Genomic DNA, 13,660 nt, shown 5'->3' on the forward strand with positions numbered 1-13,660 from the left:
TCGCGGCATCCCTTTCCGCCTGGATCCGCCTTGCCCCTGGACGCTGCGCTCCACCTGGCGGAACAGAACCGCTCGCGCTACGGCCGGCGCATGTACCTCATGCGTGCGGTGGGGCTGGGGCTGGGGGCGATCTGCGTGGCGGCGGTTCTTTACGAGCACGGCGCGTCCCCCGCGCTGTGGGGCCTGCTGGCGGCCAACGGGTTCGTCTGGCCGCACCTGGCCTATCTGCGGGTCAGGGCGAGCCGCGAGGATCCGCTGCAGGCGGAGTGCCAGAACCTGACCTTCGACGCCGCGATGGGCGGCTTCTGGATTGCGGCGATGCAGTTCGATGCGCTGCCCAGCGTGCTGCTGGCGGTGATGCTGACGATGGACAAGGTGATCATCGGGGGCGGTCGCTTCGCCCGCAGGACGCTGGGCGCGATGGCGGCCACCTGCCTGGCCGCGAGCGCGGCCTGGGGGTTCGCGTTCGATCCCCGCACCAGCTATCGGGTGGTGCTGGCCTGCCTGCCTTTCCTGGCCGTCTACCCCATGGCGATCGGCGTGGCCACCCACGCGCTGTCGCGCACGGCGCGCCAGCAGAAGGCGCTGCTGGAAAAGATGGCGCGCTTCGACGCGGCCACCGGCTTGATGAACCGCCAGCAATGGCTGCATGCGGCCACCCACGAGCTGAAGCGTTTCCAGCGGTCCGGACGCGCGGCGGTGCTGGTGCTGATCGACATCGACCGCTTCAAGGACGTCAATGACGGTTACGGCCACACGATAGGCGACGAAGTGGTGGAGGAATTCGCGCGTCTGCTGAAAGCCTGCCTGCGCGACGTGGATACGCCCGGGCGCTATGGCGGCGACGAGTTCGGCGTGGTCATGCCCGACACGCGCTGGGAAGAGGCCATCGTGGCGGCGGAACGGCTGCGCCGGCAGGTCGCGGCCTGCGCCTTCTCCACACGCAGCCTGCGTTGCACGGTCAGCATCGGCCTGTCCGAGTGCCATCCGGGCATCGCCTCGGTGTCGGACTGGGTCAACAGCGCCGATGGTGCGCTGTACCGGGCCAAGGCGCGCGGACGCGACTGCATCGTCGTGGGGTGTTGAGCCGGCTCAGGACAGCAGCGCGTCGACCACGGCCTGCGGCTGCTTCATCCACGCGAAGTGGTCCGCGCGCGTGCCCAGCGTCGCGTGATGCAGCGTGTGGACGCGGGTCGGGGCGTGGGGCATCTTCGCCATCAGGGCGCGCAACGAGCTTTCCGGCGCCAGCCAGTCGTCGTCGAACAGCACGCCGTCGATCGGCGTGCGGACCCGGCGCAGCCCCGCTTCCAGATCGACCGGCCAGCCGGCGGCGCGATACCGGCCGCTGAGTCCCACGCGGGCCCAGTCGGCGATGAGGCTGCGGGCTTCATCCCCGCCGAAGCCCAGCCGCCGCCCAGGCAAGGCACCGCAAGCGCGCGCCAGCCAGGGCGCGAACCGGTAGAAGAACGGCAATGCATAGCCGCGTGGCGTGGGAAACGTGCGCCAGTAGGGCGTGCCGCTGCCGACCAGCCAGAGCCCGGCGAAGGCGTCGGGATGCTGGCCCACGTGGCAGGCGGCCAATTGTCCGCCCAGGCTGTGGCCGCCGATGCGGTGAGGGAGGTCCGGCAGCCGGGCCTGCAACGCCGCGTGGCTGAGGGGCAGGTCCGTGCCCAGTAATTCGTGGTAGCCCCAGTCGTGACGCCGTCCGGCACGCAGCGAGCTGCTGCCGTTGCCGCGCCATTCGTGCACGAACACCGCCATGCCTCGCCTGGCGAGCAACGCCGCGAAAGGCAGATAGTGGCGCGCCGCGACGCCCAGCGCCGGGATCCACAACAGGGCGGAGGAGGCCTGGGAGGGAATGCAGGCGATCAGCGTGCAGGCATGGCCGTCCTGTGCCTGCAGGGCGATGTCTTCCTGCACGACATCCCGTTCGATGACATTCATGCGCGCGGCGCGGCTCCGATATGGTCGAGGACCAGGATGTCGCTGCGTCCGGGCCGGTAGCCGCCGCGCAATGCGGCGTGCACGTAATCCGACGCGGCCAGGCACGCCTCCTTCATCGGCATGCCCTGCGCACGGCGCGCGGCGATGGCCGATGCGAGCGTACAGCCGGTGCCATGCGCTTCCAATGGCAGGCGCGGATGCGACGTCTCGGCAAGACCGCTCTCGTCGCAGTACAGGTCCACCACATCCGTATCGCCGGGCAGGTGTCCGCCCTTGAGGAACACGGCCCGCGCGCCCAGCGCCAGCAGATCGCGCGCGGCCTGGCGCATGGCGGCCGCGTCGGCGATGGTGCGGCCCAACAGCAGCTCGGCCTCGGGGAGGTTGGGCGTCACCACGTGCGCCAGCGGCAGCAAGTGCGAGCGCATCGCCTGCAGGGCGCTGTCTTCCAGCAGTTTGGCGCCGCTGGTGGCGACCATCACCGGATCGACGATGACGGCGGCAGGGCGATGCGCGTGCAGGGCCTCGGCCACCACGCCGATCACCTCGGCCGTGGCCAGCATGCCCAGCTTCACCGCGCGGATGTCGAAATCGGCGAAGCAGGCGTCCAGCTGCGCGCGCAGGAAATCCATCGGAGGCACGTTCACCGCGGTCACGCCGCGCGTGTGCTGCGCGGTGAGTGCGGCGATGGCGGACAGCCCGTGCACGCGGTGCGCGGCAAAGGTCTTGAGGTCGGCCTGGATGCCGGCGCCGCCGCCGGAATCGGAGCCGGCGATGGTCAGGGCGGAAACCACGGAAGGCGAAGTCATGCGTGGATTGTGCCATCCGCGCGCCGGGCCGCGCGTCAGGGTGGCGTCTGCCTTGCCTGCACCCACTGCCGGTACAGCACGTACCCGATCCCGGTACTGCCCGTCAGCAGGGCCGGGGCGAGCAACGCGTCGTAACCCCAGTGGCGATAGAACCACGCCCCCAGTACGCCACCGCCCAGGAAGCCGCTGATGATCAGGCCGCTAAGGGTCAGCCGGCGCATCGGCAATGGCATGCCGCGCAGCAGGTGCCCCAGGCCGATGCCCAAGTCGGTGAACATGCCGCTGAGGTGCGTGGTGCGCACCGCCGCGCCGCTGTAGGTGGTGACCATCGCGTTCTGCAGCCCGCAGGCCATCGCGGCCAACAGCGCGCCCCATATCTGCTGTTGCTTGAACAGGGGAATCGCGAGCAGCAGCAGCACCGCCTCCAGCGCCAGCGCCACCCCGTAGCGGCGTCCCAGTTTCAGCGTCTGGTCCTGGATCACCAGCCCACTCAGCATCGCGCCCACGCAGAAGGCGATCAGCACGCCCCACAGGTGCACGATCGCGCGCAGGTCGCCCTGCGCGAGCGCGGCCCCGAGCAGGCTGGTGGTGCCGGTCAGGTGGCTGACCGCCTGGTGCTCGAAACCCAGGTAGCCGATGACGTTGACCATGCCCGCCACGCAGGCCAGCGCGACGGCACCGATCCAGACCCAGCGGGGGAGGTGAAGGCCCATGGCGTCGGCGAACGCGTCCGCTTACAGCACTTCCGATGCGTAGTCCGCCAGGCGCGAGCGCTCGCCACGCCGCAGCGTGATGTGCGCGCTGTGCGCCCAGTTCTTGAAGCGGTCCACCGCGTAGGTCAGGCCGGATGTCGTCTCCGTCAGGTAGGGCGTATCGATCTGCTCCACGTTGCCCAGGCAGACGATCTTGGTGCCCGGGCCCGCGCGGGTGATCAGCGTCTTCATCTGCTTGGGGGTGAGGTTCTGCGCTTCGTCCAGGATCAGGTAGCGGCTCAGGAACGTGCGTCCGCGCATGAAGTTCATCGAACGGATCTTGATGCGCGAGGCGAGCAGGTCGTTGGTGGCCGCGCGCCCCCAGGCGCCGCCCTCCTGGTTGTGCGTCAGCACTTCCAGGTTGTCGGTCAGCGCACCCATCCACGGGGTCATCTTTTCCTCTTCCGTACCGGGGAGGAAGCCGATGTCCTCGCCCACGCTGACGGTGGCGCGGGTCATGATGATCTCGCGGTAGCGCTGCTGGTCCATCGTCTGCGCCAGGCCGGCCGCCAGCGCGAGCAGGGTCTTGCCGGTGCCGGCGGTGCCGAGCAGGGTGACGAAGTCGACTTCCGGGTCCATCAGCGCGTTGAGCGCGAAGTTCTGTTCGCGGTTGCGCGCATTGATGCCCCACACCGCGTGCTGGCTGTGGCGGAAGTCGTCCACGATCTGCAGCGTGGCCTTGTCGCCCTCCACCCGCGCCACGCGGAACTCCGATTCGTCGTCGCCCGGCAGGTAGAGGTACTGGTTGGGATACCAGCCGGCGTCTTCGGCCATCGTCACCTCGTAGTACGTGCGGCCCTTGTCTGTCCACGACCGCAGGTCCTTGCCGTGGCGCTGCCAGAAGTCCGCCGGCAGGGCGGTCGCCCCGGTGTACAGCAGGCTGAAGTCGTCCAGCGCGCGGTCGTTCTCGTAGTCTTCCGACACGATGCCGGCGATGGCCGCCTTGATGCGCAGGTTGATGTCCTTGGAGACGAACACCACCGGAATCTCCGGCTCCTGCTCCTTCAGCGCCAGGATCGCACCGAGGATGGCATTGTCGGGGATCACCGCGCCGAAGCTCTTCCCGGCCTCGAAGTGGCTGGTCTGGAAGCGCAGCAGCCCCGCGCTCTGCGAGCCGCGCAGCTGCAGGCCGTTGGGCTGCACCAGCGGGATGCCGGCGGCCAGGTTGTCCAGTCCCGATGCCTGGACCAGTTCGTTGAGGAAGCGGCTGACCTGCCGCGCGTTGCGGCTCGCTTCCGAGGTGCCCTTCTTGCCGTTGTCCAGTTCCTCGATCACCTGCATCGGCAGGTAGACATCGTGTTCCTCGAACTTGAACAGCGCGGTGGGGTCGTGCATCAGCACGTTGGTGTCCAACACATAGATACGCTTGCTACGGGTCATTCGGGCAACCTCATCGAGGAAGATGTGTGAACACGGGCGACTTTTCCGCGGACAGCAGCGAACCACCATGACCCGCCGCGGCGCGGGATGGTGGGTGAAGGGGAAGGGGATTCGGTCACTGGGCCTGGTGGGCCTTCAGGGCGTCCAGCACGGCCTGGGCGTGGCCGGGAACCTTCACGCCGCGCCATGCCTGCGCGATGCGGCCGTCGGGCGAGATCAGGAAGGTGCTGCGCACCACGCCCAGCACCTTGCGGCCGTACATGTTCTTTTCGTGGATCACATCGAAGGCTTTGCACAGCGCTTCGTCGGCGTCGCTCACCAGCGGGAATTTGAAACCCTGCTTCGCGCAGAAGTTGTCGTGCGACTTCACCGAGTCGCGCGAGACGCCGAGCACCGTGGCGTTGAGCTTCTTGAACTTCGGCAGCAGCGCGTTGAAGTCCAGGCCCTCGGTGGTGCAGCCCGGCGTGCTGTCCTTCGGGTAGAAGTACAGCACCAGCCAGGCGCCGGCGTAGTCGGCGAGGGTGGCGGCGTCGCCGCCGGACAGCGCCAGCGGCAGTTTGAGGACGGCCTTGCTCAGTGCGGTGGTTGCGCTCATCGAATCTCGCGGGTACCTATTGCCTGCCTTCCAGTGCCGCCACGCGCTTGTCCAGCGCCTTGATCTGGTTCTGCTGGCCGATGATGACTCCCAGTGCCAGGAAGAACAATACGTATTCCACGGGCGCCCCCTTTCAGAACTTCATCGGATCCATGATCGCGTCCAGGTTCAGGTGGTCGCAGAATTCGAGGAAATCGTCGCGCAGCGCGGCGATGTGCATGTTGGCCGGCACCCCGATGGTGACCTGTGCCGAGAACATCTCCGCACCCGTCTGCATGGCGCGGTAGCGCGTGCTCTGCAGGTTCTCGATGGTGATGCCCTGGCGGTCGAAGAAGTCGGCCAGCTGGAACAGGATGCCCGGCTTGTCGGCCGCCACCACTTCCACGATGTACGGCAGCAGGTTGGACTGCACCACCTTCGGCCCGGTGCGGTAGAACACCAGCTTCAGGCCCTCGTCGCGCTCCAGGCGCGACAGCATGGCCTCCAGCTTGGCCACCGCGTCCCAGGAACCCGTGGCCAGCGCCGTGACGGACACGTCGCGGCCCACGGTGGCCAGCCGGGCGTCCACCAGATTGCAGCCGCTGTCGGCGATCCGGCGCGTCACCGACAGGAGCGGCGATTCCGGATGCGTCGTGTAGGCGGTGATCAGCAGGTGGTTTTCGGTCGGCGAAGGCCGGGGCGTGGAATCGGTCAAAGGAGCTTCCGGCGTTGCGGTGAGGCTGAATGGCGGCCGGGCGAACGCCTGGCGACGCGGGCAGCATACTTGCCCGCCCTTTGAGCCCGCAAGTAACATGCGGCGGACATCGAAGGCGGTCCGGGATGATGGCGCCTGTGCGCGCCGCCGGGGCGCCGGATCCCCACCGAGAGCCTGACCTTGCATCTTTCCGGCAGCATCACCGCACTGGCCACGCCGTTCCTGGCGTCGGGCGAACTCGACCTGCAAGCCTGGCGCGCGCTGCTCCAGCAGCAGATCGACGGCGGCACGCAGGGCGTGGTGGTGGCGGGCTCCACCGGCGAGGCCGCGGCCCTGTCCGACGAGGAATACGACACCCTGCTGCGCATCGCGGTGGAGGAGGTGCGCGGGCGCATCCCGGTACTCGCCGGTACCGGCCAGATGAACACCGCCAGGACCATCGCCGCCACCCGACGCGCCGAGGCCGGCGGTGCGCAGTTTGCGCTGGTGGTGACGCCTCCCTATGTGCGTCCGACCCAGGCGGGCCTGCTGGCGCATTACCGCGCCGTCGCCGACCAGGGTGGTCTGCCGGTGGTGCTCTACAACGTGCCGGGCCGGACCGGCTGCGACCTGCTGCCCGAAACCGTGGCGGAGCTCGTGGACCACCCCGGCATCGTCGGCATCAAGGAAGCGCGCGCCGAGCCCGAGCGCATGGCGGCGCTGCTCGCGTTGCGGCGCGACGGCTTTGCCGTACTCAGCGGCGACGACCCGACCGCGTCGCGTGCCATGCTGGCGGGCGCAGACGGCCTGATCTCGGTGGGTTCCAACGCCCTGCCGCGCACCTTCCGCCGGCTGTGCGACCTGGCCCGTGCGGGCCGGGCCGATGCCGTGGCCGCGCTCGATGCGCAGTTGCAGGAGATTTACGGCTTCTTGGGCGTGGAGTCCAATCCCATCCCGGTAAAGGCGCTGCTACAGCGGGCGGGCTTCGGCCAGGGCCTGCGCCTGCCGCTGCTGCCGCTGTCCGCCCCCCATACCGCTACCGCCGACCGCCTCGCCACGCTGGTGCAGGCGCTCGAAGCACAATCCAGCCGCGACGATCTCGCGGCCTGAACCCAGGAGAACTCCATGCGTCATTCGTCTTCCCTCGTGCGTCCGCTGGCCCTGGTGCTGCTGGTCGTGTCCGTCGCCGGCTGCTCATGGTTCAAGAAGGGCGCCAAGGGCGATTACGCACTGGCGCCGGAAGCGCGTCCGCTGGAGGTTCCGCCGGATCTCAACCTGCCCAACACCAGCGGCGCGATGCAGGTGCCGAATGTGGGTCCGGCCGCGTCGTCTGCGGGCGCCACGGCGAATGCGGCGGGCGGCTTTACCGTCGGGGGCAGCCGCGATGAAGCGTTCACCCGCGTGGGTGAGGCGCTGGCCGGTATCGAGGGGGTGGCCATCGCCAGCCGCGCGCAGTTGCTGGGCACGTACGACGTCAGCTACGAAGGCGCCAGCTTCCTGGTGCGCGTCAGTGCCGTCGATGCCGGCGCCTATGTGTCGGCAGTCGATCCGCGCGGCCTGCCGGCCACCGGCGCGGCGCCGACCAAACTGCTGGCGGCGCTGAAGGCGAAGCTGGGCGGCTGATCCGCCCGCTTCACTGGAACAAGAAAGGGCGCCTTCGGCGCCCTTTTTTCTTGCCGTCCGTGGAGGCGGATCAGCGTTCGAGCAGCGGCAGCTTGCCCGGCTTGCCTTCCCATTCCTTCGCGTCGGGCAACGGATCCTTGCGTGTGGTGATCACCGGCCATGCGCGCGACAGTTCCGCGTTCAATGCCACGTAGCCCTCCTGGCCCGCCGGCACGTCGTCCTCGGGATAGATGGCGTTGATGGGGCATTCGGGTTCGCACAGCGTGCAGTCGATGCATTCGTCCGGGTCGATCACCAGGAAGTTCGGGCCTTCATGGAAACAGTCCACCGGGCAGACCTCCACGCAGTCGGTGTACTTGCACTTGATGCAGTTTTCGGTGACGACGAAGGGCATGAAGACGCGGCTCTAACGGAAACCGCGCAAGTTTAATGCACGCGGCAGGCGATGGCGCATCGAATGTCCGTTCGACCGGTGCCCGCGTGCCTGCAGTGCGACGCCGTGTCGCAGCCTGCGGTGGGCGTAGGCGGCGCACGCATGTCCGCGATCTTGTGCGGCCCTGCCGCTACGCTTGCCGCGCGGGGGCCAGGCTTGTTTTAGTCAAAAATGGAACAATCAATAAGTTTATTTGATATTTATTCCATATGTGTTGATATTCATGCTGTGCACCACACCCAACATCCAAGGAGCTCCGCCATGATCACCCTTCGCCCTGCCCATGAGCGCGGCCATGCCCACCATGGCTGGCTGGACTCCTGGCACAGCTTCTCCTTTGCGAACTACTTCGACGACAAGCACGTCCACTGGGGGCCGCTGCGCGTCATCAACGAGGATCGTGTGGCCGCCGGCCGCGGCTTCGGCGAGCATGGCCACCGCGACATGGAGATCATCAGCTACGTGCTGGAGGGCGCGCTGGGCCACAAGGATTCGATGGGCAACAGTTCCAGCATCGTGCCTGGCGACGTGCAGCGCATGAGCGCGGGCACCGGCGTGCAGCATTCGGAGTTCAACTACAGCGAAACCGGCACCACGCATTTCCTGCAGATCTGGATCATCCCCGATCGCCAGGGCGTGAAGCCCTCGTATGAAGAGAGGTCGTTCCCCGCCACCGACAAGCAGGGCCGCCTGCGCCTGGTCGTCAGTCCCGATGGTGCCGACGGCTCGGTCAGCATCCACCAGGATGCCCGCATGTACGCGGGCCTGTTCGATGGCAGCGAGAAGGCGGAACTGCGCCTGGCGGACGGCCGGCTTGGCTACGTGCACATCGCGCGCGGCGAAGCGACCGTCAACGGGCGGGCCCTGAAGGCCGGCGACGCGCTGCTGTACCGGGACGAGCCGCTGGTCAGCATTGAACGTGGCATCGGCGCCGAGGTGCTGGTGTTCGACCTGCCGACACTGCAGTAAGCGCGATGGCGTGACGAAGCGAAGGGTGCGCGGGTCGCACCCTTCTTCGTATCCGACGCGCTCAGCCGAGCAGCCGGTCCGCTACCAGGAAACCCGCCGTCATCGCCACCACCAGCAGGGCACCCTGCAGGCGCGGCGGCGCGGGCACCGGGATGTCGAGCCAGCGGCAGGCGATACCGATGGCGAGGGCGAGCATGATGCCCACCAGTGCCGTGATCATGGCCTGTTGCTCCGCACGCCGTGGCCGGTCGGCCCGCCGCAGTCGCGTCGATGCCGCGCTTCACGCCGGACCAGCGCGCGGTCGGCCAGCATGTAACCGCTGGTCATCGCTACGACCAGCAACGCGCCGACCAGTACCGGCGGTGCCGGCACCGGTACGCCGAACGCACGACAGCCGAAACCGATGGCGAAGCCAAGCAGCAGGCCGGCGATGAATTTTCCGTTCAAGCAAGGCCTCCTTGGGCGGGAGGAGCGGAGGGCGGGGCCACGCCCGGCGCGCCGCCGATGAAATGCCGTACCAGGGGTCGCTGCGCGGGGTCGGCCAGCGTCTCCAGCAAGGCGTCCTGGATGGCTCGCTCGTCCTCCGTCACACGTTCGTGCTGGCGCAGGTGTTCGCGCCACGAAGCATCGACGAAATACTCCAGGTACACACCGGGTTGCGTACTGTCCTCGGCCACGCCCCATTGCAGCGCGCCGTTGCGGCGGCGCGCGCGTCCGAGCGGTTGCATGCGCTGCAGGAAGGTCGCGCGCCGCGCGGGGTCGATGCGGTATTCGACCGTCACCAGCACCGGGCCGCGCTCGTCCTCCAGCCCGGGGCTGACGATCGGTTGCGGCCAGTGCCCCGATGGCGTGACGTTCACCCGCGCCGCCTCGCCCAGCCGGAACCGCAGGCCGAACAGCGCGGCCAGGGCGGTGCCCACCGCCGCGGCGGCGAGCGCGGCAGGCGTTCCGAAGGCCTGTGCCGCCGCGCCCCAACCCAGGCTGCCGACGGCCATGCCGGCGGAGAACACCACGATGTACAGCGAAAGCGCGCGCGCCCGTACCCAGGCCGGCACCGCGGTCTGCGCGGCGATCTGCAGCGAGGACAGCACGGCGATCCACGCGAAGCCTGCCACCAGCGCGACCATGTAAAGCAGGGGGATCCAGCGCAGCAGCGCGACGCCCAGCGTGCACCCTGCGTAGGCCAGCGTCGCCACCAGCGCCAGCCGGTCGGGATCCAGACGGGTGCGCAGGCCCGGCAGCACCACCGCCCCGGCGATCGCGCCCGCGCCGATGCAGCCCAGCAGCAGGCCGTAGGTCCCCGCGCTGGCCTGCAGGTCCTGCTTCACCACGATGGGCAGCAGGGCCGTGAGGGCGCTGGCGAAGATGAAGAATCCCGCCGCCTTCACCAGCACCGCCTGCAGCACGCTGGCCTGCGTGGCATAGCGCAGGCCGGCTCGAAGCGCCACGCCGAAGGTTTCCGGCGGCAGTGCGGTGGCGACGGGAAGGCGGCGCCAGCGCCACAGCACCACGGCCACGCCGAGGAAGGTCAGCGCATTGACGGCGAACGCCCACGCGATGCCGGCCTGTGCCACGATCAGGCCGCCCAGCGCCGGTCCGATCGCGCGCGCGATGTTCATGCTCAGCGAGCCCAGCGCCACCGCGGGCCCGAGCATCGGCTTGGGCACCAGTTCCGGCGTGGTGGCCTGCTGCGCCGGCATCGCCATCGCTGCGCCGATGCCCAACGCAAACGTCAGCGTTACCAGTGTCCATGGGCCCAGCCGGTCCAGATGGGCAAGCACGGCGAGCGTGCTGGCGACCAGCAGCATCCACAGCTGCGCCAGGATCAGGTAGCGGCGCCGGTCCACGCTGTCGGCCAGCGTACCCGCGATGATCGCCAGCAGGACCACCGGCAACGTGGTCGCCGACTGCACCGCCGCGACCATCAGCGGCGAGTTCGTCGTCTCGGCCATGACCCAGGCGGCGGCGACGTCGTGGATCCAGGTGCCGATGTTGCCGACCAGGATGGCCAGCCAGAGCGCGCGGAACGTGGGTTGCCCCAGCGGGGACCACGGGCCGTGAGTCGCAGGCACGGACATGCTCAGAACGCGAAGCACGCGCACCCGAGCGCGCCCCAGAACGCCTGTAGGTCGCGCGTCGGCACGGCGTGGTGCGCCGCATGGCGGTGGCCCGCGTGGTCGTGCGCATGCACGCGGCATGCGGGGCCGTGCGCCTGCGCCAAGGCCGCGCGGGCCTGCGCCAGCGTGCCGCCCTGGTAGCCGCCGAAGCGGTTGACCGGTGACCAGTCCGGCATCGGCGCCGGCAACGCGGGCGCGTGCGGCGCGAACGGTCCCATACCGTGCACGATGCGGCCGCCGACCACCGTCAGCACGCTGGTGATATCCGGGATGTCGTCCTCGGCCACCGTGAAATAGTCGGCCGACAGCAGCGCGCAATCGGCGAACTGGCCCGGCGCCAGACGCCCCTTGCGTTCCTGCTCGGTAGAGAACCACGCACTGCCGTGCGTCCAAAGCTGCAGCGCTTCCTCGCGCTCCAGCCGGTTGTCGTCGCCGTACATCTGCAGTCCGCCCAGCGTGCGCCCGCTGACCAGCCAGTACAGCGCCACCCACGGGTTGTAGCTGGCGACGCGGGTGGCATCGGTGCCGGCGCCGACCGGCACGCCGGCCTGCAGCATCCGCCGGACGGGCGGTGTGTGCCGCAGCGCGTCCTTGCCGTAGCGTGCGGCGAAGAATTCGCCCTGGTAGGCCATGCGGTGCTGGATGGCGATGCCGCCGCCGAGCGCGCGCACGCGATCGATGTTGCGCGGCGAGATGGTTTCCGCGTGATCGACGATCCAGTGCAGGCCGTCGAACGGCACGTCGCGGTTCACCTGTTCGTACACGTCGAGCACACGGGTGATGCTCTCGTCGTAGGTGGCATGGATGCGGAACGGCCAGCGCTGTTCGGCGAGGAAGCGCACCACCTTCGCCAGCTCGCCTTCCAGTGTTGCCGGCAGGTCCGGGCGGGGCTCGCGGAAGTCTTCGAAGTCCGCCGCCGAGAACACCAGCATCTCGCCCGCGCCGTTGTGGCGCAGCAGGTCGTCGCCCTGGCCGGGCTTGACCATCGCAGACCAGCGCTGGAAGTCGGCCAGCTCCTCGCCCTTCTTCTGGGTGAACAGGTTGTAGGCGATGCGCACCGTCAGCTGCCCGTCGGCGTGCAGCTGCTCGATGATCCGGTAGTCCTCGGGATAGTTCTGGAAGCCGCCGCCGGCATCGATCACCGAGGTGATGCCCAGGCGGTTGAGCTCGCGCATGAAGTGCCGCGTGGAGTTGAGCTGGTACTCGGCCGGCAGCTTCGGTCCCATCGCCAGCGTGGCGTACAGGATCAGGGCGTTGGGTTTGGCCAGCAGCAGGCCGGTGGGATTGCCGGCGCGGTCGCGCTGGATCTCGCCGCCCGGCGGGTTCGGCGTGTCTTTGGTGTAGCCCACCGCGCGCAGGGCGGCGCGATTGAGCAGGGCGCGGTCGTACAGGTGCAGGATGAAGACCGGCGTGTCGGGTGCCACGGCGTTCAACTCATCCAACGTGGGCAGACGTTTTTCGGCGAACTGCGATTCGCTGAAGCCGCCGACCACGCGCACCCACTGGGGCGCCGGCGTGACGGCGACCTGCGCCCTCAGCATCGCCATCGCGTCGGCGAGCGAGCGCACGCCGTCCCAGCGCAGTTCCAGGTTGTAGTTCAGGCCGCCGCGGATCAGGTGGGTGTGGCTGTCGTTGAGACCGGGCACCAGACGGCGCCCGCCGGCATCGATGACGTGTGTGTCTTCGTCGGCATGCGCCATCACCTGGGCCTCGTCGCCGACCGCCAGCACGCGGCCATCGGCGAAGGCGATCGCGCTGGCGGAGGGCAGCGCCGTGTCGAGCGTGGTGATGCGCGCATTGCGCAGGATCAGGTCAGCCATGCGGGAATCTCCAGGACGGGCATCACGGGGCAGCGCCGCGAGCGTGGCGGCCGCCGCCATGGTCTTCAGCAGGTGGCGGCGCGTGTCGTCAACGGCCATGCGCCATCTCCTGGCGTCTCGCATCCATGGACAGCGTTCCGGGACCGGTCAGGGCGACGCTCAGGTTCGCCAGCAACCACAGCAGCGGGTACTCGATGCCGCCCTGCATCCAGAACCAGCCGTGCGAGAGGTTCAGCGCCACGGTGACGCCGAGGAAGGCCGCCGAACCCAGGGCCGCAATGCGCGTGAACGCACCGACGGCCACCATCAGGCCGAGGCCGGTCTGCAGTGCGGCGAGCAGCAGCGGCAACGGTGGCGCAGAGGGCAGGCCGAAGTGCTGGAGTTCGGCCGCGAATCCTGCGATACCAGGCCCGCCGAACCAGCCCAGCAACTTGCCCAGGCCATGCGGCAGCAGGAAGCCGCCGGCGGCGAGACGCAGCACCAGCAACCCGGCCGATGTCGTGCCTGTACGCATAATGGAAGCGCTGTGGGCGACCATCGTGCGCGCC

At 68.9% G+C, this 13,660-nt stretch carries 16 protein-coding genes; 4 read left to right on the forward strand and 12 right to left on the reverse strand.

Features of this window, described 5'->3' with window-relative positions:
- Positions 1-30: 30 nt before the first annotated feature.
- Positions 31-1,086, forward strand: a complete 1,056-nt coding sequence (locus V8246_RS13240; RefSeq protein ID WP_336189619.1) for a diguanylate cyclase — start codon at positions 31-33, stop codon at positions 1,084-1,086.
- 6 nt (positions 1,087-1,092) lie between these two features.
- On the opposite strand, the gene V8246_RS13245 is transcribed toward V8246_RS13240, so the two are convergent.
- The 6 genes from V8246_RS13245 to V8246_RS13270 all read right to left on the reverse strand — a co-directional run bounded on the left by V8246_RS13245 (position 1,093) and on the right by V8246_RS13270 (position 6,171).
- Entirely contained in the window at positions 1,093-1,944 is an 852-nt protein-coding gene (locus V8246_RS13245; protein WP_336189620.1) for an alpha/beta fold hydrolase, read from the reverse strand.
- Positions 1,941-2,750, reverse strand: coding sequence for a bifunctional hydroxymethylpyrimidine kinase/phosphomethylpyrimidine kinase (gene thiD / locus V8246_RS13250; protein ID WP_336189621.1), 810 nt, complete (start codon positions 2,748-2,750; stop codon positions 1,941-1,943). Before thiD ends, V8246_RS13245 begins: the two co-directional genes overlap by 4 nt.
- A gap of 35 nt (positions 2,751-2,785) precedes the next feature.
- On the reverse strand, positions 2,786-3,463 hold the full coding sequence (locus V8246_RS13255; RefSeq protein ID WP_336189622.1) for a YoaK family protein: 678 nt from the start codon (positions 3,461-3,463) through the stop codon (positions 2,786-2,788).
- 21 nt (positions 3,464-3,484) lie between these two features.
- A complete protein-coding gene (locus V8246_RS13260; RefSeq protein ID WP_162110893.1) occupies positions 3,485-4,882 on the reverse strand; it encodes a PhoH family protein in 1,398 nt (465 codons plus the stop codon).
- A 115-nt stretch (positions 4,883-4,997) separates the two neighbouring features.
- On the reverse strand, positions 4,998-5,477 hold the full coding sequence (locus V8246_RS13265; protein WP_336189623.1) for a peroxiredoxin: 480 nt from the start codon (positions 5,475-5,477) through the stop codon (positions 4,998-5,000).
- A gap of 133 nt (positions 5,478-5,610) precedes the next feature.
- On the reverse strand, positions 5,611-6,171 hold the full coding sequence (locus V8246_RS13270; RefSeq protein ID WP_056881142.1) for a glycine cleavage system protein R: 561 nt from the start codon (positions 6,169-6,171) through the stop codon (positions 5,611-5,613).
- Between the two features lie 180 nt (positions 6,172-6,351).
- Here V8246_RS13270 and dapA point away from each other — a divergent pair, with 180 nt between their 5' ends.
- Together dapA and V8246_RS13280 are read left to right on the forward strand one after the other, a co-directional pair.
- Positions 6,352-7,260 (forward strand): 4-hydroxy-tetrahydrodipicolinate synthase, encoded by a 909-nt coding sequence (gene dapA / locus V8246_RS13275; protein ID WP_336189624.1) that lies wholly within the window; start codon positions 6,352-6,354, stop codon positions 7,258-7,260.
- 15 nt (positions 7,261-7,275) lie between these two features.
- On the forward strand, positions 7,276-7,773 hold the full coding sequence (locus V8246_RS13280; protein ID WP_336189625.1) for a hypothetical protein: 498 nt from the start codon (positions 7,276-7,278) through the stop codon (positions 7,771-7,773).
- Between the two features lie 70 nt (positions 7,774-7,843).
- Here the strand turns inward: V8246_RS13280 and fdxA are convergent, their stop codons facing one another.
- Entirely contained in the window at positions 7,844-8,167 is a 324-nt protein-coding gene (gene fdxA / locus V8246_RS13285; protein WP_162110889.1) for a ferredoxin FdxA, read from the reverse strand.
- A 300-nt stretch (positions 8,168-8,467) separates the two neighbouring features.
- Between fdxA and V8246_RS13290 the strand changes: the two genes are divergently transcribed.
- Positions 8,468-9,175, forward strand: a complete 708-nt coding sequence (locus tag V8246_RS13290) for a pirin family protein (RefSeq protein ID WP_336189626.1) — start codon at positions 8,468-8,470, stop codon at positions 9,173-9,175.
- 61 nt (positions 9,176-9,236) lie between these two features.
- On the opposite strand, the gene V8246_RS13295 is transcribed toward V8246_RS13290, so the two are convergent.
- From V8246_RS13295 to V8246_RS13315, 5 genes are all read right to left on the reverse strand, one after another.
- On the reverse strand, positions 9,237-9,395 hold the full coding sequence (locus tag V8246_RS13295) for a DUF1427 family protein (protein ID WP_336189628.1): 159 nt from the start codon (positions 9,393-9,395) through the stop codon (positions 9,237-9,239).
- Positions 9,392-9,622: a XapX domain-containing protein gene (locus V8246_RS13300; RefSeq protein ID WP_336189629.1), complete on the reverse strand. Its 231-nt coding sequence runs from the start codon at positions 9,620-9,622 to the stop codon at positions 9,392-9,394. Before V8246_RS13300 ends, V8246_RS13295 begins: the two co-directional genes overlap by 4 nt.
- Positions 9,619-11,253 carry an MFS transporter gene (locus tag V8246_RS13305; protein ID WP_336189630.1) on the reverse strand — a complete coding sequence of 545 codons (1,635 nt, stop codon included), beginning with the start codon at positions 11,251-11,253 and terminating at the stop codon, positions 9,619-9,621. The genes V8246_RS13300 and V8246_RS13305 overlap by 4 nt, the downstream gene beginning before the upstream one ends.
- A 2-nt stretch (positions 11,254-11,255) precedes the next feature.
- Entirely contained in the window at positions 11,256-13,112 is a 1,857-nt protein-coding gene (locus tag V8246_RS13310) for an amidohydrolase (protein ID WP_336189865.1), read from the reverse strand.
- 88 nt (positions 13,113-13,200) lie between these two features.
- A complete protein-coding gene (locus tag V8246_RS13315) occupies positions 13,201-13,626 on the reverse strand; it encodes a DoxX family protein (protein WP_336189631.1) in 426 nt (141 codons plus the stop codon).
- Positions 13,627-13,660 lie beyond the last annotated feature (34 nt).

Source organism: Pseudoxanthomonas sp. F11 (assembly GCF_037046485.1).
GTDB lineage: Bacteria > Pseudomonadota > Gammaproteobacteria > Xanthomonadales > Xanthomonadaceae > Pseudoxanthomonas_A.

Excerpts from the sequence above, each read along its gene's own strand:
- V8246_RS13280 (WP_336189625.1), top strand. The coding sequence starts at position 7,276 with ATGCGTCATTCGTCTTCCCTCGTGCGTCCGCTGGCCCTGGTGCTGCTG.
- V8246_RS13255 (WP_336189622.1), bottom strand. The coding sequence starts at position 3,463 with ATGGGCCTTCACCTCCCCCGCTGGGTCTGGATCGGTGCCGTCGCGCTG.
- V8246_RS13315 (WP_336189631.1), bottom strand. The coding sequence starts at position 13,626 with ATGCGTACAGGCACGACATCGGCCGGGTTGCTGGTGCTGCGTCTCGCC.
- V8246_RS13260 (WP_162110893.1), bottom strand. The coding sequence starts at position 4,882 with ATGACCCGTAGCAAGCGTATCTATGTGTTGGACACCAACGTGCTGATG.
- V8246_RS13310 (WP_336189865.1), bottom strand. The coding sequence starts at position 13,112 with ATGGCTGACCTGATCCTGCGCAATGCGCGCATCACCACGCTCGACACG.
- V8246_RS13290 (WP_336189626.1), top strand. The coding sequence starts at position 8,468 with ATGATCACCCTTCGCCCTGCCCATGAGCGCGGCCATGCCCACCATGGC.
- V8246_RS13295 (WP_336189628.1), bottom strand. The coding sequence starts at position 9,395 with ATGATCACGGCACTGGTGGGCATCATGCTCGCCCTCGCCATCGGTATC.
- thiD (WP_336189621.1), bottom strand. The coding sequence starts at position 2,750 with ATGACTTCGCCTTCCGTGGTTTCCGCCCTGACCATCGCCGGCTCCGAT.
- V8246_RS13265 (WP_336189623.1), bottom strand. The coding sequence starts at position 5,477 with ATGAGCGCAACCACCGCACTGAGCAAGGCCGTCCTCAAACTGCCGCTG.
- fdxA (WP_162110889.1), bottom strand. The coding sequence starts at position 8,167 with ATGCCCTTCGTCGTCACCGAAAACTGCATCAAGTGCAAGTACACCGAC.
- V8246_RS13305 (WP_336189630.1), bottom strand. The coding sequence starts at position 11,253 with ATGTCCGTGCCTGCGACTCACGGCCCGTGGTCCCCGCTGGGGCAACCC.
- V8246_RS13245 (WP_336189620.1), bottom strand. The coding sequence starts at position 1,944 with ATGAATGTCATCGAACGGGATGTCGTGCAGGAAGACATCGCCCTGCAG.